Here is a 20,933-nt window from a genome sequence, read left to right as displayed (position 1 = left end):
TCCAATTGTATCATAGAAACAAACACCAAAGTCCAGTGTACGCCAACACTACCGGTTAATGTAAAATAGGAATTGAAAGCTTAGAAGCTTTCAATTCCTTTGGTAATGAGACTTGGTTTGCTTATTTTAAGGCTTCTAAACCTTCAAGTACTTTTTCTGGATACGCTGGTAAATGCTTAATGCGAACGCCACAGGCGTTGAAAATCGCATTTATAATCGATGCGTGTGGTGCTGACAATGGCATTTCGCCGGCGCCAGAAGCTCCAAATGGTCCTAATGGACGCGGTGTTTCCTGATGAATCAAGACAATCTCATCGGGAACATCTTTAATTTGAGGAATACCGCAACCGGTCAGAGTTGTATGTTTTTTCAGATCTTCGAAATCTTCGCTTAAGGCTAAACCAATCCCCTGGGTCAAACCACCCCATAACTGTCCTTCAAGAACCAGTTTATTGGTGATAACGCCGCAGTCCGATACAAGGGTCAGTTTATCTACATTAGTTTTTCCGGTGGTTGTGTCAACCGCAACTTCGGATAAAAGAACACCGTACATGTAGGTTGGGAATGGGTTCCCCTGACTTGTATCTACACCAGGAGCTGTACAAGGAGCTGTCCAGATGCCTGCGTATCTTAATGGCAGCCCTTCAGCAACCATTTCATCATAGGTTCTGTAGGTTCCATCGGCCTTTTTCATGGCTGCAATTAAATTTTCACAACCGACTTTAATGGCATTCCCTGTTAATACATTATTTCGGCTACCACCTGAAGGTCCACTGTTAGGTGTGAATTTCATATCATTCATAACCAATTTAATTTGTTCTGGTTTGATTCCCAATGGTTTTAAGCTTTCGTGAGCAAAGGTCAATGTGCCCATATCAGCGCCCTGACCATGATCTTCCCAAGAGTTTCCGACGGTAACACCTTTGGGGGATAATTCAACCCAAACTTCTGATGAGTCTGGACCGTCAAGCCCACAACTATAAATGTTCAGTGAGATACCCACGCCATATTTAGTTGTACCGCCTTCTTTATTCTTAGCTTCAGCCTTTGCTTTGGCCGCCTGATAGATTGGTCTCATGGTGTCAAGTTCCTGGGGTAAGGCAATAACATCTGGCGGACATCCGTTTGGTGTTAAGTCGCCTTCACGGTAAACATTTTTATACCGCAGTTCCAATGGATCTTCGCCCATTTGGTCTGCCAGCATGTCAATCAATACTTCTGATGAGAACAGACTCTGTGGTGAGCCGTAGCCTCTGAATGCTGAACCCCAGGCATGGTTGGTGGCAACGGTTCGGCCTTCACCACGGATATTGGGAATATTGTAGCCGGCACCGATAAATTGTGATCCACGAGTGGTTACCAGATCACCGAATTCGCAGTATGGACCATGATCAACTGACCAGTCTGATTCCATCGCTTTGATGATTCCATTTTCATCTGCCCCGAATTTTACATTCATAAAGAATGGTGAACGTTTTCCGGTGTAGGTGATTTGTTGGAACATATTGAATTCGAGATAAACAGGTCTTTTTGAAACCATAGCAGCTACACCTAATAAACCTTCGATGGTTGGGCTGAATTTATAACCGAATGTTCCACCGGTAGGATTTTGTGCAATGAAATACTTAGTAGGATCCACCCCAATGGCTTCAGCGGTCATTAACTGATGGAAATGAAGGGCAATACTCTTGGAATGAACCATCAGGTTATCTTCTTCATCGAAGTAAGCAAATCCGACGTCTGGCTCTAATGGTAAATGTGGTTGACGGCCAACATAGAAGTCATCTTCAATGATATTAGGCAGAGTTTCCATTAATGGAGCAGGATCATCACCTTTAACGATATTTGTCTGGAAATAAATATTTGGCGTTCCCGGGTGAATTTCAATAGCATCATCAGCCATCGCTGCCGGTGCACTCATGTAAGGAAGCAGCTCTTCGATTTCAACAACAACTTTTGCCGCTGCTGCTTCTGCCTGTTCAGGTGTATCCGCCAATACCATGGCTAAAGCATCCCCAAATTGGAAGATTTTTTTGTCATTTAATATTGGTCTTTCCAGGCCATCACCTAAGTTCGTTGGGAAGGCCAAACCATTAATGCGGTTGGTTCCAGGGACATCTTTCCACGTGATAACTTTAAATACGCCTTCCATTTTTTCAGCTTCAGCAGTATCAATGGAAATAATATTCGCATGAGAAACCTGAGCCTGAACCAGTTTAATATGCAAGGTGTTTTCAGGCATTTTCAAGCCTAAATCGGCACCAAAATCCCAAGTTCCGGTAACTTTTGCCAGAGCGGATGGTCGAACATATTTTGATCCAATCAGGGAATCGCCTTCTTTTAGCTGGAACCACAGATCTTCTTTTTTGACTTCGCCGCGCATTAGTTTGGCCGCATCCATAACCGCATCAACGATGGGAATATAGCCGGTACAACGACAAAGGTTACGATGTTTCTGGAACCAGGCGCGTACTTCTTCTCGGGTTGGACTGGCATTTTCTTCTAACAATGCTTTAGCCGAAACGATAAAACCTGGTGAGCAGAAACCACACTGAGCTGCCCCATTAACCATCCATGCCAATTGTAAAGGATGGAGGTTATCGTGTGTTCCGACGCCTTCTATGGTGAGAATTTCAGATTCATCAGCAACCCGTTTCATTTTGGTGACACATGATCGGACAACCTTACCATTTAAAATAACTGAACAGGCTCCACATTCCGCTTTACCGCACCCTACCTTCGTTCCAGTTAACCCCTGTTGTTTTCTGATTACATTTGCCAGGGTTGTATCCGGATCAACAATTACCGTCCTTTGAATCCCGTTAATGAACAATGTCTTTTTTTCCACGTGAAATCCTCCTTAAAATATTAAAAACTAATTACTCTATATGGATGCAAAAATCAACCTTTTCCAAATCCGCAATTGGGATAATGACATTCCGGACAGGTGGAGCATAGTCCTCCGTGTCCCAGTTTGGATATGTCTTTGGGGGTTAATCTTTCGCCGACCATCAACTTTGGTACCACTAAATCAAATACGGTTCGGTGGCTGTACATAATGCAACCGGGTAATCCCAGCACCGGAATATCATCCCGATATGAAAGTAAAAACATGGCACCAGGCAAAGTGGGTGCTCCATAGGAGACAAACTTGGCTCCTGTTTTCCCAATCCCTTCCGGTGTTACATCATCCGGATCGACAGACATTCCGCCGGTTACGGTGACAATGTCTGCCCCTTCTTCTATTAAACCGAGGATGCACTTAGCAATCATGTCCGAGTCATCCCGAGAAAAAACCTGTTTAAATACTTCAGAACCAAGTTCTGCAAATTTCTCTCTAATCACATCTCCAAACTTGTCTTCGATCCGGCCATAAAAAATTTCATTGCCAGTCGTTACAACCCCAACTTTGAATTTTCTCAACGGCAGTACTTCGACAATTGGTTTACTTCTTGCGCACAATTCTTCCATCTTAATCAGTTTTTCATTTTCAATGGAAAGCGGGATGATCCGGGTAGCGCCGACGAGGGTTCCCTTTGTTACCATGGTATCGGTATGAAGGGTGGCCATCATCATTTCGCCCAATTCGTTGATCTCCTGAAGAACCGGCACATTTATTTTAAGCAGTCCTGATTGAGTCGCAGTCATTGTCACTTTTCCTTCGGATGTACCAACGTATTCAACTCCGGTTCCCGAGGCTGCCTGTCCCAATCTGAGCGCTGCGTCGTCTTCATGGATTGTTCCATCATTAAATTCAATAATGGCGATGTGTTCTTTTCCCATGTTCAATAATCGGGGAATGTCTTCTTCCTGCACAATATGCCCCTTCTTAAATGCTGCTCCTTTAAACTCCCCAGGGATGATCTGGGTCATATCATGTGCCAGGAACATACCCACTGATTCACGAACAGGTACTACCTTCATATTGTTTCCTCCATTAGCTTGATCTGTATCATTTTCACTGCGTTACTAATGATGGTTGTAGTATATAGCAATAAACGTGCCAAATAAAAAAAAGCCCATTTTCAGGGCTTTCCATAAAAAGCATTGTTAATGATTGCTTTTTATTTGAACATTAATTGTTTTTTGACCGTTCGTATATCGAACATATGCTTTTTATTTGAGCAGTTACTTTGTTGTATCAGATCAGATAACCGTTATCAACACCGCACAAAATGCATCCGTGGGCATCTTTTTTTAATTATTGATTAATAATAATACATGGAACTCATAACGGAAGCTATAATTGCGCCCATTACAATGCTGATCAGAATCCCCACGCCGATGGCAATTGCCATCATCACCAGGTAAGCCCGAGCAAAATTCTTTTTATTGGGACCCGTTTCGCTACCGAAACCCCAGATAAAGAGCATTACAATACCGGCAATAGGGATACACATGATTAAAAACATAATCAGATACTGACCCATCGTAATCAGATCTACTCCCCCAGTTACTTGAGCTGGTGGTTGAGGCGAACTCGGCCTAACTGGTTGGGGCTGTTGAACACGGTTCACGGTTTGCGGCGGTGCCACTGTTTTCAACTGTTTAGCCCCGCAATGTGTACAAAATACTGAATCATCGGGAATTTGTTTGCCACAGTTTTCACAAAACATTGTCTTTCCTCCTTAGATTTTATTTTCTGTATTTTCGTCTTTCATTTGATCAGTTTCTGTTTTCCTGCTTTTGATCTTTCTATCTTTATTTTTCTTTCTGATCTTTATAAATATAAAGAACCCCAAGCCAGCTATCGCGGCAAATGGTATCAGCCTGAAAACCAAAACAACCAGAAATGCAATGATATAGAGTAAAAGATTTATTGAGGTTACAAAACCTTCGCCAATTTTCGCAAATATTTCTGAAAATGGTGAATCGACCGCAGTTGATGATAATCTCTTTTCATACACGGACACGTAAATCGTTGAGTAGGCCATTTCAGTATCCCAGTTTTTAGTGGTGGTCGTCAGGCTGTCAATTTCTGTTCGAACCCGGTTCAACTCACTTTCGATGGCCAGCATGTCGGTAATATTGGTCGCCTGTTTTAAGTATTCCAACAACCGTCCCTCTTCAATTTTCAGATTGTTAAGCTGCGCCTGAACATCCTCATACTGTTGCGAAATATTGGTACTGCTGACATTGGCACTGATAGGACTGCCCCATGTCTGGATCTGCGTCATTGCTTCTGAAAATTTCGCTGATGGCACCCGAATGGTAAGATAACCGGAATTGGCCTGAACACCCGCCTGTTCCGATGCATAATTTGATCCCGAATCCTGAACAAATCCACCTAGTTCCACAGCATAACTGCTGATTTTTTCAAAGGTATTCTGATAATCTTCGGTATTCAGGCTAATATTTCCTGAATAAATAATTTTGGATGCATCAAAGGGAACACCTGCATTTGCCGTAGCCTCGGGTAACGGCACAGCATTTGCTGTCTCACCAGTTGCCTGATCAGTAACCATGGATTCATCAGCAGCCGTTTTACTGCTTTCCTGAGTCGCTCTGCTAAAACAGCCCCCTGCCACAATCATAACCAGACAGCATAAAATAACAGCCATACCGTAAAGCCAACCTTTTTTGTGTTTGAAAAGCACGGGCTTTTCTCGCCTCAAATCCGCTGATGCATCTTTTGCAAATCCTGGGTTTTGATTCGGTTTTTCCTGATCCATGAATCCACCTCCTAAATAAATTCCTCAAGCTGATGACTTTTACTTTGTCTTTTAACTTTTTACCCTTATTTCTGATAAAAATGCACAATACTATTTTTTTATCATTTCCAGCCAATCCACCTGCTTTTTAATTTGTTAATTAATCTCCAAATTATCATAGGGGCTTTTTGCCTGATCCCCAATCCCCTTTTCCCTTCGGTCTTTGTCAATTTTGCGGTTCATGAGTGTTGCCATAAACCAATAAGCCAGTCCAGGAATTTTTAACTGGGCCTGATAATATAGGGAAGGAGGTGAACTTTCTTGCTTTGCCACATTTTTCAAAAATTGTTCAAACCCGCTCGCAGCTTTTTTTCCATTCAAGAGCTTATCCAAAGGTTGGCCATTTAGCATTGCCCCCATGCCGATCACAAATCCCCCTTTGTAGCTGAGCTCATTCTCTCCAGCAAATAATTCCAGCATTTTCAGACCTGATTCATGGGTATGAACATAGGGCATACCGCCCTGTATGATGCCATAAAGATCTTGTCCATGGAGAATGTCCCGGTTTTTTTCAAGCTCTTCCAATAAATAAAACGTATCTGCCGGATAGGTATCAATGTAGCTGGGACCAACCATAATGATTGATTCAGCTTCATTGATCGCTGTCAATAACGGGCTTAGGTCTTTCAAATTTGGATATAAATGCAGGATTTCCACCAGATAATCCCGGGTGGATAAAAATTCCCTGCAACGATTGGCCAGCATCATGCTTGTCCCAGTTTTTCGGGGGCTTAAATTTAAAATAACTGCTTTTTTCATTGACTTAAATCCTCCGTTACCGATTCAAGGCAAGCGCTGATGTTGCTGTCATCAACCAGATGCACGCTGCCCTTGATGTTCATAATCTTGATATTTTCCGCAACCAGATTTTTAAAAGCATCCTTTTCATCATTCTTCCATTGATCCTTCACCCCGATCGCCACAAAGGTGTGGACCCGACCAATTTTCCCTTTGACCAATTCCCCTTTTTTACAATAATAATGCCGATCTCCGATAATGGCACATTTATCAAAAACACGTTTCGTTTTAAATGAATAGCTTCCCCATTTAACCGGGGTAACCATGACCAGCACATCGGTTCTCATCAGTTTTGGCAAAATAATATCAGCATCATCCCGATGGATACACTGTCCATAGGTTTTATCGGTACAACCGCCGCAACTATAACAAGGATCTACGTTCAAGTCTGCCAAGGAAATAAGATCAGTATCTATTTTCCGCTCCCGTAATTTTGCATCAAGTCTTTCGCCGACTTCTTGTCTGGTGTGATCTGATAATATGGTAATCATTATCGCCCTCTTTCCTCCATTTTTGGCACACAGGGTGCCAAAAACGAACACTTCTTCAAAAGGTAATATATTACATATTTTTCATATTGTCAACCGAAATTGATGTCATCCTTCAATAAATCAACGAATTTGTTTGAAATCTTTATACATAGATTAAATTCATAAAATTAATCTTTTTTATAATTTTTAAGATTTAAATCTTGACTGAAATGTGATAGGATATAAGCAGATCTAATCGATAAAACTCAAGGAGCGTATAATGTACGAAAAAGGTATCCAGACAAGAAACCATCTTTATGAAATTTCGAAAAAGTGCTTTTATGAACATGGTTATGAAAATACCAAGATAAAAGATATAGTCATGCGAGCAGATACACCCATCGGTCTTTTTACCTATTATTTCAAAACAAAAGATAATATTGTCCACGAAATATATTCGGATTATTATCAGCAAATTGGCAACTGTCTGAATGCACTATCAATCGATGGATTTGAAAATCCCATCCTTCGCCATGCGGCATTGAGTTATATTTACTTTGATTTGATTCTCAACAATGAAAGTAATCGCCGCTTTTACTATGAAATTCTCAAAAAAGCATCTAACTATCGAATTGCCGGTGATTTCATCCGCAACACCTACCTTGGTTATATTCAAGAATACAATCTGGTCGTTAGCGAAAGAGAATTCGATAACTTCCTTTTCATCGATTTTGGGGGACGACGCGAGTATTTTCTAAACTATTTTGAAAAGCCCCTTAATGATTCTATTGATGAATTGGTCTTTTTGCTCAACGGTATTCTTCCCCGATTACTTGGCATTGACCAGCATTCTGTCACTACCCTTCTTTTTAAAGGTATTCAAATCGCCAAAACCATTGACTGCAATCAAATTAAGTTTCTTTAGGAATTATTGTTTCCATCGAAAAAGGAGGTTTCAACCCAGATTAAAAACCGGGTGAAACCTCCTTTTTAAATTAAAACATTTCTTTTGTCATTTTATCAATCTCTTCATCCGTTGCTTCATAAACACCGGGGAATGAACTGACATTCAACCCCTGGCTGGCACCAGGTATGAAATATAGTTTTCCGCATCGTCGGCACGCCGTTTCTACTTTTTCAGCAATGTTTTCCTGAGTCCAGCCCGGGAAATCAATAACGCCGCTGTCAATATCACCCATGAATGTAATTTTTCCGCCGTATTGTTTGATGAGCTCAGGTACATGATTGGTGGTCATAACCCCCTGCCAGATGTCAATCCCCATTTCAATCATCGATGGAACCAGGTTAGCTGCATAGCTGTCACTATGATGAATGACCAGTTCTACGCCGTTATCTTTATAATATCCGTAAATTTTCTTGTAAGCCGGTTCAAAGAATTCTTTAAACATGGCCGGAGAAATGAATGAATTAATCTGGCTACCCCAGTCATCATGATGGAAAAGTGCATCCGGGTGTAAATGATCAATAAACTCTTTTGCCAATTTGAGTTCAAAATCGACAATATAATCAATGAGCTCATGCATCGCTTCTGGCTCTTCGTAGAATGCCATCAGTGCTTCTTCCATACTCAGCAGATAATGAACCTGTTCAAAGATACCTGGTGCCACAAAAACGGTCACATATTGATCCTTTCGGTCAACTGCCTCAGCTTCAGCGATGGCAACCGCCCATTTTTCGGCTGGTTGTTCAACAGAAGGCGCTTTTACATAGTCCTGCCATTTCGTAATATCTTTAATCACAATGTGTTCTTCGTCATGTACGGGGAAAGCACCTAATTGTCCTTCAGGCCAGCGGATGGTGACACCCCATTCATTTACAATTTCTCCACCTACTGGTGGCTTGATTCGTGTGATCGGAGTTTTCATCATCATCGCAAAGGCTTCATATTGTTTTACAAAGCGATCTGGGTTTCCACCCTTCATGACCTCCACAAGATTTTGTCTTTTTGTCAGCATTTTAATTTCTCCTCCTAATCTTACTATTTTCCATATACCTTTGTTTATTTCATTTGACCAAAAATTCCTTCACGATAAGCGACAATATATTCCATACAGTAGTCGTCTTCACCTAACAAAGCTTCAGTGGCAAAGATGATACCCATTAAATCGCCGTTGGTTGGGTCTAAGATAGCACTGTCCAGACCGGCATTCATGGCCAGAACGGTAAATCCCATGTTGACCATTTTTCGGGCTGGCAGGTTGAAGGAAATATTGCTGACGGCACCGGTGACATGGATAGTCGGATATTGTTCTTTAATGCTGCGGATCACTTCGATGACCATGGCAATCCCATCTTCGGAAGTACAGAGCATTTCAACCAATGGATCAATGTGCATTCTTGATGGATCAATGCCATATTCTTTGACCTTGGTCATTAAATCGGCAAACACATCCAGACGGTCTTTAGCTGTTTTAGGAATTCCTTTATCACTGTTTAACAGCGCTACGCATTCCCATTTGGTATCGGCAATGGCTTTAAAGGCGGCGTCAATCTTATCGCCTTCTAGCGACACGGAGTTAAACAAACCAGGTTTGTTACAGTATTTCATCGATTCGATACAGGTATAAACATTGGGGCTGTCCACCGCAATGGGGGTTTCGGTGACTTCCTGAACCAGATCAATCAACCATTTCATGGTTTCCAGTTCAATGTCGTCATCGACTGAAGCACAGACATCAATGTAATCAACGCCGGCTTCGGTTTGAATCTTGGCCAGATTTTTGATAAAATCGCCATCTTTGGCGGCGATTGCTTTCGCTGTGGAAGGAATCGCACCATTAATTTTTTCTCCGATAATAATCATCTTTATCAATCTCCTTAAATATATAATCTTAAGTAATTGCGAAGTGCTGCGAGCCTGACAATCAGCATCTCGATTACCTTATTTAAATCTGAGCAGCAACTCATTCAACAGAACTCTGAGGATTTGTGACGAAAACGTAAGCAATATTGTAATTTATCTTCTATTTTCAATTTAATTGTACTCGTATTCATTAAGTCTGTCAACCGTTTTTAGTATATTTTCAATATTATACTATTTTTCGCTTATTGTAATCGTTGTTTTTATGCTATTTACTTTGTTATTACACCGTTTTTTATTTTTTCAACACTTAATTTTATATTTAAGTACAACTCTTTATACTATAATATACTTTTATTTTATAATTTTATCCTAAGAAACATCGATTTTCCGTTGCACTTTCATCAGCACTAACATTCTGATATAATGAATTCACCGAAAAAACGCATACCAAATTTTTAACCTCAATTTTGAACCCTTTATTTTGAAACAATGAATAGGAGATGCACGATGAATGAAAAACTGTGTCAGAGCTGCGGAAAACCCATGGGTCAAACTGATGAACTCTATGGAACTGAAAAAAACGGTGCCAAAAGCAGAGACTATTGTGACGATTGTTATAAGAATGGTGAATTCACAACTAAAATCACCAAAGAACGCATGATCGAAGTCAGTATTCCCTATCTCTTAAAAGAAAAACCGGGAATTGACGAATATGAAGCAAGGAAAGAGATGGAGACCTTTTTCCCCACTTTAAAACGGTGGAAAAACACTTAAAATCCGCTAACTAAAACCAGCCGATCTGAAAGTATAAAGGGTATTATTTTTCGTTTCTCATACATTCATGTTTCGCAAATAAATCATTGTATTCCTTATTAAAATTATGCATAATAGTAGTAATATAACAGCAAAGATTTTATTCATTAAAACACCAGATCAAACATATGCATTTTAAAAATAAAAGGAAAACCATGATTTTTGTGCAAAGGAGGGCGGGAATAATGACAAATATTTTTTATCATGAAATCATCAAAAATCTCCATGTAGGCTATGCTTATCATCGAATTATTTGTGATTCCCATGGTGTTCCTGTGGATTATGAATATCTCGAGGTCAATCAAGCCTTTGAAACAGCAACCGGTCTGATCGGCGCGGAAATCATCGGAAAAAAATTTACAGAAATTTTTCCTGGAATTGGGGGTTCTGGATTTGACTGGATCAATTTCTATGGTGAAATTGCCCTTAATAATACAACTGGTGAACTTGAACAATATTCGCAATTTCTAAACCGCTGGTATCGGGTACAAGTCTATTCTCCTGAAACCAATTATTTTATTACCCTATTTCATGATATAACCAGGGAAAAACAGGATCTGTCTGAGAAAAATCTGCTACTTACGACTCTCCATGATATTGTCTTTGAAGTCAGTTCCGATTATCATTTCACCAATGTTATCGTGCATGATGAAGCTACCCTTTTTATTCCAAAAGATATTATCATCGGAAGTCATATTGCCGATGTTTTTTCGAAAGATATAGCTGACGAAATGCTTTTAGTTTATAAAACCGCTTATGCAACCGGAGAAAAGCAGGATTTTGAGTATAAGTCTCCGCTACCTGCCGATGAACGATGGTTTTTGGCCGAGATTTTTTATCTCAAGGATAACGAATCACCTAGATTTGTGATCAGTATCCACGATATCAGCCAACGCAAACGCATGGAGAAGTCCCTTTTTATCGAAAAAGAGCGCTTACGAACCACCTTGTTATCGATTGGTGACGGTGTCATTTCGACCGATGCCCGGGGCTGTATCACCCTCATTAACAAGGTCGCCGAAAATCTGACCGAATGGTGCCAGCAGGAGGCTTACGGTTTACCGCTGGATCAGGTTCTCCGTCTGGTTGATGAATATACTGGGGAAAGCTGCGAAAATCCGGCTAGTCGGGTACTGGAGACTGGCGCAATCACTGAACTGAACAATCACACCATTCTGCTTTCCAAAAACGGCCAAGCGATCCCTGTTGAAGACAGCGCTGCCCCGATCAGAGATCCTGATGGTCATATTACCGGGGTTGTGATTGTCTTCCGGGATTTTACAGATAAGAAGGAAAAGCAGGAACAAATTGAATACCTGAGCTTCCACGATCACCTCACTGGTCTATACAACCGCCGCTATTTCGATGAGGAACTGAAACGGTTGAACACCCCAAGAAACCTGCCCTTATCCCTGCTTATTTTTGACGTCAACGGATTAAAACTGACCAATGATGCCTTCGGACACATGGCCGGGGATCGATTGTTAAAAAAGGTTGCCCAGACCATGCAGGAGCTCAGCCGGAGCGATGATATTATCGCCCGCATCGGCGGTGATGAATTTGTGATTCTGCTCCCCCAAACTGAGATCCAGGAGGCCAAGGAATTGGCAAAACGGATTAATACCGCTCTAAACCACGAACATTTAGAAGCAGGTCAGGTCTCTATTTCCAGTGGCTGGGGTGTAAAAACCACTGCCGATGAGGAAATTGCTGAGGTGTTCAAGGCTGCCGAGAATAAGATGTATCAGTACAAAATTTCTGAACGCAACAGCACCCGAAACGAGGCGATCCAGTTTATTATGAAGACCCTCTACGAAAAGCTTCCCCGCGAGCAGGAACACTCCGAACGGGTGAGTAGGATCAGCGGCCTGATCGGTGCTGCGATGGGAATGACCAAGGAAGAAATCAATGAGCTAAAGACTGCTGGTGCCCTGCATGATATCGGAAAAATAGCCATTGGTAACGAGATTCTGGATAAGGCGGACGAACTCAGTGATTTTGAATGGCTGGAAATCCGACGACACCCGGAAATCAGTTACAGCATCTTAAGTTCCCTCAATGATTACGCCCCGCTGGCTAATATCATTCTTGTCCATCACGAACGGTATGACGGCAAAGGTTATCCCAAAGGCTTAGTGGGAGAAGAAATCCCCTTAGCAGCCCGAATCATCGCCGTTGCCGACGCCTATGACGCCATGACCTATGGTCGCCCTTACAAAGAACCCTTGACTGCGGAAACAGCTATTGAGGAAATAAATGCTGGTAAATACACCCAATTTGATCCAGAAATCGCCGATATTTTTTTTCGGATTATGTCAGAAAATAATAATGAACTCTAAAAAACCGCACATCTGAAAAGATGTGCGGTTTATTTTTACATGTACTATTCCAACGAATTACGTTTCAAGTCATCTATGAGTTTTTCGTGCCAGTTTAAAACCATCTCGTAGTAGGTTCTGCCAAACTGAAGACTGGCGTATTCAAAGGGATCCATCCCATCACAGGTAGTCCTTTCAATTTCTGACAGCTTTTCCATGGCGTCCTGCACCGTTCCTCTGAAAAGCTCGATATTAAGGATCGCATCATTTTTCTTTAAATGCTTATAAAAAAACAGTTTAGCCAGAAATTCTAGATTGAAAGGGGAAAATGTGCAGGGCGTTTGCAGCCATTCGATAAAATGTTCCCGACCCTTGGGCGTAATGGTATACATTTTTTTGAACCGGTTACCTTCAACAATTTCTGCAAAAGTAATCAGCCCCACCTTTTCCAGTCGTTTCAGCATCGGATAGATACTACCAAAACTGGCATCAATAAAATTAGAGGTTCGCATTACCATCATTTGCTTGATATCATAGCCGGTCATATCCCGGTTCAATAAAAAACCAAGGATTGCAAATTCTAACATGACTTCCTGCTCTCAGTTCTGTTTTTCTTTCCCAATTCAATCCACCTGATCATGCCTTAGGAGCATCATCTCTTTCCTTTTAAGTTATTTTATATCCATTTTAACCGGACTTAAACCTTTTTAATGATGCTTCATCTAATATTATCAGCATTCGAGAAGATTGATTGTCTTAAGTGTACTCGAAAAAGTATCGATTCGCAATGCAATTGTATATGTTTTTCAATAAGTCAATAGAATTCTTTGCCAAAACCTTATAAAAAAATACTAAAGACGCATTCAACGTCTTTAGTATTGCTTAAATCTTAACAACAACCACTGCCACAAGAACAACCACCACCATTTGAAGATGATTTTTGTGTTTTAAGAACCATCTTGAGAATATCTTCTCTTGTCATTCCTGTCCATTCGGCAAAACTTGCATTAGATGGATAAGAACCCTTTTGTCTAATCTCACCGTCCACAACGGTGATTGGCAGGGCTTCTGTTCCTTCGTTGGCAATGGTATCATTGACTTCTTTATTTGTAACAAATGCCATCGGATCGCTGGAAAGATTGTACCGGATGATTTTTCGGCCTTCTCCCGCCAGTTCATTTAAAAAAGTTGACACTCTTAAAAGTTCCTGATCAACCCCTGGTCCGCAAACACCAGTGGAACAGCACATTGCTGGCTCATAAATTTCTACTTTACTCATATCTTATTCTCCATTTCGTTTTTTCTAAATTTTTTAGATCTAAGTTATTATGAACAGCCCTTCATATATCTGTCCATTCATATGTTAAGCCATTTCTGCTAGCTTGTCAAGTTTCTGCGTTATCTATCAATCGATGCCAATAAACATCATAGTTCTTTCTTTGCTATTTTAAAGAAATAACTTGCTTTATTATGATTAATTTGTAATAATGCAAGTAACAGCCAACTGCTGAAATTTCCAAGGAGGTACTTGTTATGTTATTAGAAGAAAATGATCTTAAAAAAACCGAACATTCATCTGGTGAGCGCTTAGAAAATTCATCAAAAGGTGAATTCAACATTATAAAAAACTATCTTACCCGTTCCTTTATTAAAAAATACACCAGTTTTGATGATTTCGAATTATTCCTGAATTCCGGCGGTTTTTCAGCTGCTACAGAGGACGAATTCCAAGCCATACCCGAAGCTGAGCTTGATTCCCTGGTTATGAAAAACAGTAAATATAAAACCTGGTCTGAGATGGTTTCTTCCGCTGGCGATTATTTTTTTGTCACCCAGATGAAAGCGATTAAGTTTAAATAGCAAGATTTTAAAATGCCTGCCATTTCTGGCAGGCATTTTTCTTTCACCAACCATCTTTTCTCTTCTTAATAAAATGACTTTTCAGTAAAACCATTTCATTCTCACTCAATGATTTTTATTAACAACAACCCGATGCCTGAGCAGAATCCTCAACAACCAACTTGCCGTCATCATCGGTTTTTAATGTAACCGTACTTGTTTTGAGCACTGCTTCGCCTTCCATCAGCACATTAATGCCATTTACAATTACCGGTTGATCATCCGCTTTTTTATTAGTAAATGTAAAGTAGAGGGAGGTTCCACAACAACCCTGTTGCAGGGATGCCTGAAGTGCATCTTGACCGTTTTCTTTCAACATTTCTTCTAATACCACTTTTGCTTCATCTGTAATAATCATTTTGTTTCTCCTCATCGTTTTTATTTTTTAATTAATTACCTGGTTCTTCTTAATCTGCCGAAACAGACTTGTTTATTTTTTCCAGGGAATAACCACATAGTTTCCCTTAGTATCTTCAGCGATTCGTTTAATCCATTTTTCTTCATTATTGGCTCTTGCCCGTAAGAACGAATCCTTGGTATCGGTAGCTAATAGGCTGGCGTTCATTACCCACCATTTATTCATAATGCCAGCACGTTTTAAATCTGCTTCTAAACGGAGTGCTTCAAATACCGGTGTTGCTTCTGGCAACGCTACAATGACAACTTCAGTTTCCGCCTGATTTTGCAAACGCGGCAAGAGATTAACGACTGAATCGGGAATATCCGCATTGGATCTTTCCATTTCTTTGTGATAGCTCTCAGTTGAGTTAAGCAACAGCAAGGTATGACCAGTTGGTGCGGTATCGATCACAACCACCCCATCTTCGGCTTTTTCAACCTGTTCGGCAAAGGCTCTAAATACGGCAATTTCCTGGGTGCAGGGGGATTCCAAATCTTCAATAATATAATCTATGTCATCTTGACTCATGTTGGCTGCTTTCGCTTTCCCGATGACTTCATCCCGATATTTTTGCAGTTCTTCGGCTTCATCAATATTACTGACGATGATGTTTTCACCACCCATGGTTGATGCACTCAGATGACCAGCTGGATCGGTGGTGGTCAGGTAAACCTTCTTGCCCATCTTTGATAAGCCCAGTGCAATAGCTGCTGCAATGGTGGTTTTACCAACGCCACCTTTACCCATGGTGAAAATTACTTTTTTATTTGAATCATACATATCTTTAACCAGTTTTTCCAACCCTGGCAAGTCACTGATTTCCTTAACTTTTTCCACTTCAATCACATCATCTTCAATAAATAAGCGGCGAATATTGTCTACCCCAGCAACGTTGTAGGCGCGCAGTGGCAGGGTATAAATGTCCAGAGTCTTTAAGCTGTTGGGAATTTTTTTGACAGCATCTTTTTGTTTGTTATAGAAAGCTGTGGCAATTTCATCTGTTTCATCAAAATTCTCCAGAGCCCCGTTGATAATCAGAATTTGATTTTCAACACCAATTTCCTTTAATTCCTTAGATGCTCTGGCTGCTTCTGCCAGTGGCGATGGTTCTGGTCGTGAAACTAGAATCAACGTTGTCTTATCGCCATCAGATAGGGTTTGTACGGCTTTTTCATACATTTTCTTTTGTTCGGTCAGACCAGATAACTGCCCCAAACAGGAAGCCCCATGGGTACTGTCATCAATAAAGCTGTCCCAGGCTGAAGGTAATTGCAGCATTCTCAGAGTATGGCCGGTGGGGGCAGTATCAAAGATGATATAATCATATTCTTTGTTCATTTTTTCATCGGTGATAAATCGAGAAAATTCGTTAAATGCGGCAATCTCAACGGTACAGGATCCCGCCAGTTGTTCTTCCATACTAGCAATCGCCACGTCCGGTAATTTTCCTCGATAAGGTCCGACCACAGATTCCTTATATTCTTCTGCGGCCTCGATGGGATCCAGGTTGGCTACCATTAAATTAGGCACGTTTTTAATGGGGACGCCTTGTCCGGTTAATGCTGTTTCAAATACATCCTGTAAATTTGAAGCCGGATCCGTGCTGACAAGGAATACTTTCTTCCCCTGATCGGCAAGGCTCACTGCCGTTGCACAGGCGGTGGAAGTTTTACCAACGCCGCCTTTGCCGGTATAAAATAAATATTTAGTTAAATTAATAGTATCGGGTGTGAAATTTCTGTACATGACAATCCTTCTTTCTTATATGACCACAAATTCATATGTCTTTATGTTCATATGATATCTCATTCATGCGACTTTGTCAAGTGTTTTTTATTCTTTACTTAATTTGCCGTTTAAAATCGTAAAGAAGCTTTATTAATTGACATCCCATGAATATCATGAAGGGCTTCCATGATGGCTTCGGACAACGTTGGGTGCGGATGGATCACATCACCAAGCTCTTCTGCCGTTAACCCAAGGTGGACTGCCATAGTTAACTCTGCCAAAAGATCAGTCGCCTCAGGCCCAATAATCGAAGCGCCGATGATGACATCTTGTTCATCCACAATAATTTTAACCTGTCCCTGAATTTTCCCGATGATTTGGGCTTTTCCCAGCGATCTAAAATCAAAACTGCCAGTTTTATAAACAATTCCCTTTTGCTGGGCGTCTTTTTCGGTTAATCCGACCGCCGCAACCTGGGGATCTGTATACACGCATCTGGGGATCGCTTTATGAATGCCGGTTTTATTTTTCCCCAACATATTTTCGGCGGCGATAATGCCTTCCTTAGAGGCGACATGGGCTAAATAAGGGGTATTAATAAGATCCCCTACGGCATAAATCCCTTTTACACTGGTTTGCAGTGTCTCATCGACTTCAATCTGGCCTTTGAGATCAACTTTAATTCCTAATTCTTCCAGATTTAGACCTTTAGAATAGCTGGATCGCCCAATCGAAAGTAGCATCATTTCTGCTTCCAAAATTGCGCCATTTTTTAATGTTACCACCACTCCGGAGTTCTCAACCTTCACGTCAGTAACACCATTGGCGGTCAAAACTTTTATTTTTTCCCGTTTAAATTGTCGTAATAATTGTTTTGCAACACTCTCGTCTTCGGAACTCAAAATTTGATCAGCCATTTCTACAATCGTTATTTTTGTTCCCAGATGACTGAAAAACTGCCCCAGTTCGCACCCGATGACGCCACCCCCAACAACAATCATCGATTTAGGCGGCGTTTTTAACGCCAATGCCTCGGTACTGGTAATCACTTTCTCGCCATCATAATGAAACATTTCTGGACAGACGGGGACTGAACCGGTCGCCAATAATATTTTATCACTCACCAGTGTTTCAACCCCGCCATCATTACACTTCACTTCGACCGTTTTTGAATCAATTAGTTTGCCGATCCCGCGAATCAGATTGATGCCGTTTGATTCGAAAAGAAATTCGATTCCCTTAACTAAACCAGCAACCAGCTTATCTTTTCGTTCAATAATTTGCTTTAGATCAACGGTCGTATGATCATTGAAAACGCCAAACTTTTCGGCTTCCAATGAGGTTGTCAAAACATCTGCCGAAGCTAGCAAAGCCTTGGTCGGAATACAACCGATATTAAGGCAGGTTCCGCCGACCTCTTTTTTCTCAACAACCGTCACTTCTGCACCTAGTTTAGCTGCCATAATAGCGGCTTCATAACCGCCCGGGCCAGCACCAATAATTGTAATTTTCATTACTTCTCCTTTTTAGTTATCAGATAGTTTTATATTCACGCAATTCAAATAACCATATGTTCATATGATGTTTTGTTCATACGATATCGTTTTCGCACCAATTTGTCAACCGTAATTTTTTTACCCTTTTTCCAATCCGATTCATATCATCAGAAATTTTATCAACCCAAATTCTACCTGTTAATTTTATTGACGAATTTAGAAATAGCGTCTATGATAAAGGAAACAACTAAGCATATTATTATTTGATTATAGAAGGAGTGTATTATGGATATTTATTTAGATAATGCCGCAACCACCTTTCCCAAACCATTAGCAGTTCCGGAAGCAATTTATGATTATATTGTCAATAATGGCGGGACTTCCGGTCGCGGCTCCTATGAAAAAGCCATTTTGGCTGATGGGCTTGTCTATCAGACCAGAAAAAGCCTGGCAAAGCTCTTTAACCATAATGATCCAAAAACAGTGGTGTTCACTTCATCAGTTACTGAATCTTTAAATCTGGCTCTCCAGGGGATCTTAAAACCCGGTGATCATGTGGTCACCAGCTCCCTGGAACATAACGCCGTCTGGCGATGCCTAAAAACTCTGGAGCGCGATCATGGGATTAATATTTCGGTGGTACCAGCCACAGCGCAAGGCGAAACAGATATCCAAGATGTGGAAGCGGCTATCACTCCATATACAAAAATCATCGTTTTTACCCATGCCTCCAATGTGTTGGGGACCATCCAACCGATTGGTGAGATCGGCGCCTTAGCGCGAGAAAAGAACATTCTTTTTCTAGTGGACGCTGCTCAGACTGCTGGGGTTATTCCGATTGATGTTCAGGCACAGAACATTGATCTTTTGGCCTTTACGGGACATAAAAGCCTGTTAGGTCCGATGGGTACTGGCGGTTTGATCGTAAATTGCGATGCTGAAATTCATCCCCTCATTTCCGGCGGTACCGGCGGTGATTCAGCCTATGAATACCAGCCGGACTATTATCCCAATCATCTGGAGGCCGGTACCATGAACGTCAGCGGAATTATCGGCCTGGGCGCAGCTCTGGCATTTCTGGAAGCTGAAGGCCTGGAAACAATCCGACATAAAGAGGATACCCTGATGGACTATGCCCTAAACGCATTAAGTCAGGTCCCCGGCATTGAAATTTACGGCCCCCAGGATTCTTCCAAAAGTGTTGGTGTCATTCCATTTAATATTGAAGGTCACGTCCCGGAAGAAATCGCTTTTTATCTGGATCAGGAGTGCCAGGTGATGATCCGTTCCGGGTTGCATTGTGCACCCAGTGCTCATCGTCTGATTGGCACCGTTACCCGAGGAACTTGTCGCATCGGCATCGGTTATTTTAATGAGCAAGCTCATATTGATGCCCTGGTTAATGGATTAAAATCTTATTTAAAGGAGAATAACTAATGTACCTCTCAACCATCAGTCTTATTTACATCAAACCCTGTACCACCGGTGGTGGTCGGATTAAATTTCGTGCTAAGCTCAGCAACCCGGTTCCTGAAGTGATGCCTTATCTCAATACCGTGATTAAAACCGGACTTTATATCCCCTCAGCGCAAACCTTCACCTATAAGATCGGCAGTCATATTATCAATATCCACGAACGAAATCTGACCTGCACGCAGCTAACCAATGAAGCTCAGTGTTATGAAATGATTGATCATATCTATAATCTGATTAATGAGACCTGGGAAAATAAAGAGTCTATCATCCCCAACGAAGAAACCCGGGAACGCCCCAGTGCGATTCAGCTTTATAAATTGTTGCCCAAGAAAATTGGCTGTAAGGTCTGCGGTCAGGGTTCCTGCATGGGCTTTGCTTCTAAATTGATTTTAGGCACCTGTCGCTTGAACCAGTGTACCCTCATGAAAGAAGAAGAATATGCCCCCAATTATTTAAGCCTGGAAGCTCATCTCCAGCTTCTTGGTTATGAAACCGACTGAGTCCAGTCCTTAAAACCGAATCCCCTACAACACAAAAGCCAGATCTTCGCTGTCGATGATCTGGCTTTTTTATTATTAGTTTTTCGCAAATTTATTTTTTTGCAATAATCTCATCAAAAATCTGACAGGTTTTATCCGCTGTTTGCTTCACATATTCCATATGTTCATCAGTAAGATTCCGGGTAGACAAGGGTTTTTCAAGGGCTTTGGCTGCGCCAATGATCTCGGCCACATCCACACTGCCGGCTACTGCGTTACTGTATTTTTCAATCGCCCGTTTAGCGCAGCATTTTGAACACCCATCTACAGCAATAGTGGGGTATTTTTCGGCAAATTCCCGTTCACCGCCGTCACCGGCAATAAATAAGGGCAAACATAAGGTTGATACCATCCCGGGTTTCAGTTCTTCCATCATTTTTCGTACCGCTAGCCGGGAAATTGTCCCACCCAGACACTCTTCGCCGCTGCAAGAAATAACACCAATTTTATTCCCTAACATC

Annotated in this window: 20 protein-coding genes; 6 read left to right on the top strand and 14 right to left on the bottom strand. The window is 41.3% G+C overall.

The window, feature by feature from the left end; genetic code table 11:
* Positions 1–121 precede the first annotated feature (121 nt).
* The 6 genes from Q7J41_RS13485 to Q7J41_RS13460 form a co-directional block, all read right to left on the bottom strand.
* The gene (locus Q7J41_RS13485; RefSeq protein WP_304888957.1) at positions 122–2,848 is read right to left on the bottom strand and encodes a molybdopterin-dependent aldehyde oxidoreductase; all 2,727 of its coding nucleotides are present in this window, start codon (positions 2,846–2,848) and stop codon (positions 122–124) included.
* 53 nt (positions 2,849–2,901) lie between these two features.
* Positions 2,902–3,924, bottom strand: coding sequence for a molybdopterin-binding protein (locus Q7J41_RS13480; RefSeq protein ID WP_304888955.1), 1,023 nt, complete (start codon positions 3,922–3,924; stop codon positions 2,902–2,904).
* Between the two features lie 284 nt (positions 3,925–4,208).
* Positions 4,209–4,616, bottom strand: coding sequence for a zinc ribbon domain-containing protein (locus Q7J41_RS13475; RefSeq protein WP_304888953.1), 408 nt, complete (start codon positions 4,614–4,616; stop codon positions 4,209–4,211).
* Positions 4,617–4,628: 12 nt separating this feature from the next.
* Positions 4,629–5,672, bottom strand: a complete 1,044-nt coding sequence (locus Q7J41_RS13470) for a DUF4349 domain-containing protein (protein ID WP_304888951.1) — start codon at positions 5,670–5,672, stop codon at positions 4,629–4,631.
* A gap of 135 nt (positions 5,673–5,807) precedes the next feature.
* Positions 5,808–6,470: a hypothetical protein gene (locus Q7J41_RS13465; RefSeq protein WP_304888949.1), complete on the bottom strand. Its 663-nt coding sequence runs from the start codon at positions 6,468–6,470 to the stop codon at positions 5,808–5,810.
* A complete protein-coding gene (locus Q7J41_RS13460; RefSeq protein ID WP_304888947.1) occupies positions 6,467–7,000 on the bottom strand; it encodes a flavodoxin family protein in 534 nt (177 codons plus the stop codon). The genes Q7J41_RS13465 and Q7J41_RS13460 overlap by 4 nt, the downstream gene beginning before the upstream one ends.
* A gap of 259 nt (positions 7,001–7,259) precedes the next feature.
* Between Q7J41_RS13460 and Q7J41_RS13455 the strand changes: the two genes are divergently transcribed.
* A complete protein-coding gene (locus Q7J41_RS13455) occupies positions 7,260–7,904 on the top strand; it encodes a TetR/AcrR family transcriptional regulator (protein WP_304888945.1) in 645 nt (214 codons plus the stop codon).
* Between the two features lie 70 nt (positions 7,905–7,974).
* Here Q7J41_RS13455 and Q7J41_RS13450 read toward each other — a convergent pair whose 3' ends face one another.
* Together Q7J41_RS13450 and Q7J41_RS13445 are read right to left on the bottom strand one after the other, a co-directional pair.
* Entirely contained in the window at positions 7,975–8,955 is a 981-nt protein-coding gene (locus tag Q7J41_RS13450) for a uroporphyrinogen decarboxylase family protein (RefSeq protein ID WP_304888942.1), read from the bottom strand.
* A 44-nt stretch (positions 8,956–8,999) separates the two neighbouring features.
* Positions 9,000–9,803 (bottom strand): methyltetrahydrofolate cobalamin methyltransferase, encoded by an 804-nt coding sequence (locus tag Q7J41_RS13445; protein WP_304888940.1) that lies wholly within the window; start codon positions 9,801–9,803, stop codon positions 9,000–9,002.
* Between the two features lie 507 nt (positions 9,804–10,310).
* On the opposite strand from Q7J41_RS13445, the gene Q7J41_RS13440 reads away from it, so the two are divergent.
* Together Q7J41_RS13440 and Q7J41_RS13435 are read left to right on the top strand one after the other, a co-directional pair.
* On the top strand, positions 10,311–10,577 hold the full coding sequence (locus Q7J41_RS13440) for a zinc ribbon domain-containing protein (protein WP_304888938.1): 267 nt from the start codon (positions 10,311–10,313) through the stop codon (positions 10,575–10,577).
* A 224-nt stretch (positions 10,578–10,801) separates the two neighbouring features.
* Positions 10,802–12,955 carry an HD domain-containing phosphohydrolase gene (locus Q7J41_RS13435; protein WP_304888936.1) on the top strand — a complete coding sequence of 718 codons (2,154 nt, stop codon included), beginning with the start codon at positions 10,802–10,804 and terminating at the stop codon, positions 12,953–12,955.
* Between the two features lie 44 nt (positions 12,956–12,999).
* Here Q7J41_RS13435 and Q7J41_RS13430 read toward each other — a convergent pair whose 3' ends face one another.
* Both Q7J41_RS13430 and arsD read right to left on the bottom strand, forming a co-directional pair.
* The gene (locus Q7J41_RS13430; RefSeq protein WP_304888933.1) at positions 13,000–13,521 is read right to left on the bottom strand and encodes a PadR family transcriptional regulator; all 522 of its coding nucleotides are present in this window, start codon (positions 13,519–13,521) and stop codon (positions 13,000–13,002) included.
* Between the two features lie 302 nt (positions 13,522–13,823).
* Positions 13,824–14,213, bottom strand: a complete 390-nt coding sequence (gene arsD / locus Q7J41_RS13425; protein WP_304888931.1) for an arsenite efflux transporter metallochaperone ArsD — start codon at positions 14,211–14,213, stop codon at positions 13,824–13,826.
* Positions 14,214–14,467: 254 nt separating this feature from the next.
* Here arsD and Q7J41_RS13420 point away from each other — a divergent pair, with 254 nt between their 5' ends.
* Positions 14,468–14,794: a hypothetical protein gene (locus Q7J41_RS13420; protein WP_304888929.1), complete on the top strand. Its 327-nt coding sequence runs from the start codon at positions 14,468–14,470 to the stop codon at positions 14,792–14,794.
* Positions 14,795–14,912: 118 nt separating this feature from the next.
* On the opposite strand, the gene Q7J41_RS13415 is transcribed toward Q7J41_RS13420, so the two are convergent.
* The 3 genes from Q7J41_RS13415 to lpdA all read right to left on the bottom strand — a co-directional run bounded on the left by Q7J41_RS13415 (position 14,913) and on the right by lpdA (position 18,475).
* The gene (locus Q7J41_RS13415) at positions 14,913–15,191 is read right to left on the bottom strand and encodes a hypothetical protein (protein ID WP_304888927.1); all 279 of its coding nucleotides are present in this window, start codon (positions 15,189–15,191) and stop codon (positions 14,913–14,915) included.
* 72 nt (positions 15,192–15,263) lie between these two features.
* Positions 15,264–16,979 carry an arsenical pump-driving ATPase gene (gene arsA / locus Q7J41_RS13410; RefSeq protein ID WP_304888925.1) on the bottom strand — a complete coding sequence of 572 codons (1,716 nt, stop codon included), beginning with the start codon at positions 16,977–16,979 and terminating at the stop codon, positions 15,264–15,266.
* Between the two features lie 110 nt (positions 16,980–17,089).
* Complete coding sequence (lpdA, locus tag Q7J41_RS13405) at positions 17,090–18,475, bottom strand: dihydrolipoyl dehydrogenase (protein ID WP_304888923.1); 1,386 nt, start codon at positions 18,473–18,475, stop codon at positions 17,090–17,092.
* Between the two features lie 267 nt (positions 18,476–18,742).
* Here lpdA and Q7J41_RS13400 point away from each other — a divergent pair, with 267 nt between their 5' ends.
* Together Q7J41_RS13400 and Q7J41_RS13395 are read left to right on the top strand one after the other, a co-directional pair.
* Positions 18,743–19,894: an aminotransferase class V-fold PLP-dependent enzyme gene (locus Q7J41_RS13400; RefSeq protein ID WP_304888921.1), complete on the top strand. Its 1,152-nt coding sequence runs from the start codon at positions 18,743–18,745 to the stop codon at positions 19,892–19,894.
* Positions 19,894–20,433 carry a (Fe-S)-binding protein gene (locus Q7J41_RS13395; RefSeq protein ID WP_304888919.1) on the top strand — a complete coding sequence of 180 codons (540 nt, stop codon included), beginning with the start codon at positions 19,894–19,896 and terminating at the stop codon, positions 20,431–20,433. Before Q7J41_RS13400 ends, Q7J41_RS13395 begins: the two co-directional genes overlap by 1 nt.
* 91 nt (positions 20,434–20,524) lie before the next feature.
* Here Q7J41_RS13395 and Q7J41_RS13390 read toward each other — a convergent pair whose 3' ends face one another.
* On the bottom strand, positions 20,525–20,932 hold the full coding sequence (locus Q7J41_RS13390) for a putative zinc-binding protein (protein WP_304888917.1): 408 nt from the start codon (positions 20,930–20,932) through the stop codon (positions 20,525–20,527).
* Between the last annotated feature and the right edge of the window lies 1 nt (position 20,933).

Origin of the sequence: Acetobacterium sp., assembly GCF_030652775.1 — a bacterium.
In the GTDB taxonomy this organism is placed as follows: Bacteria; Bacillota; Clostridia; order Eubacteriales; family Eubacteriaceae; genus Acetobacterium.
The sequence above is the reverse complement of the archived record's forward strand: the minus strand, read 5'-3'. Positions and strand labels throughout refer to the sequence as shown.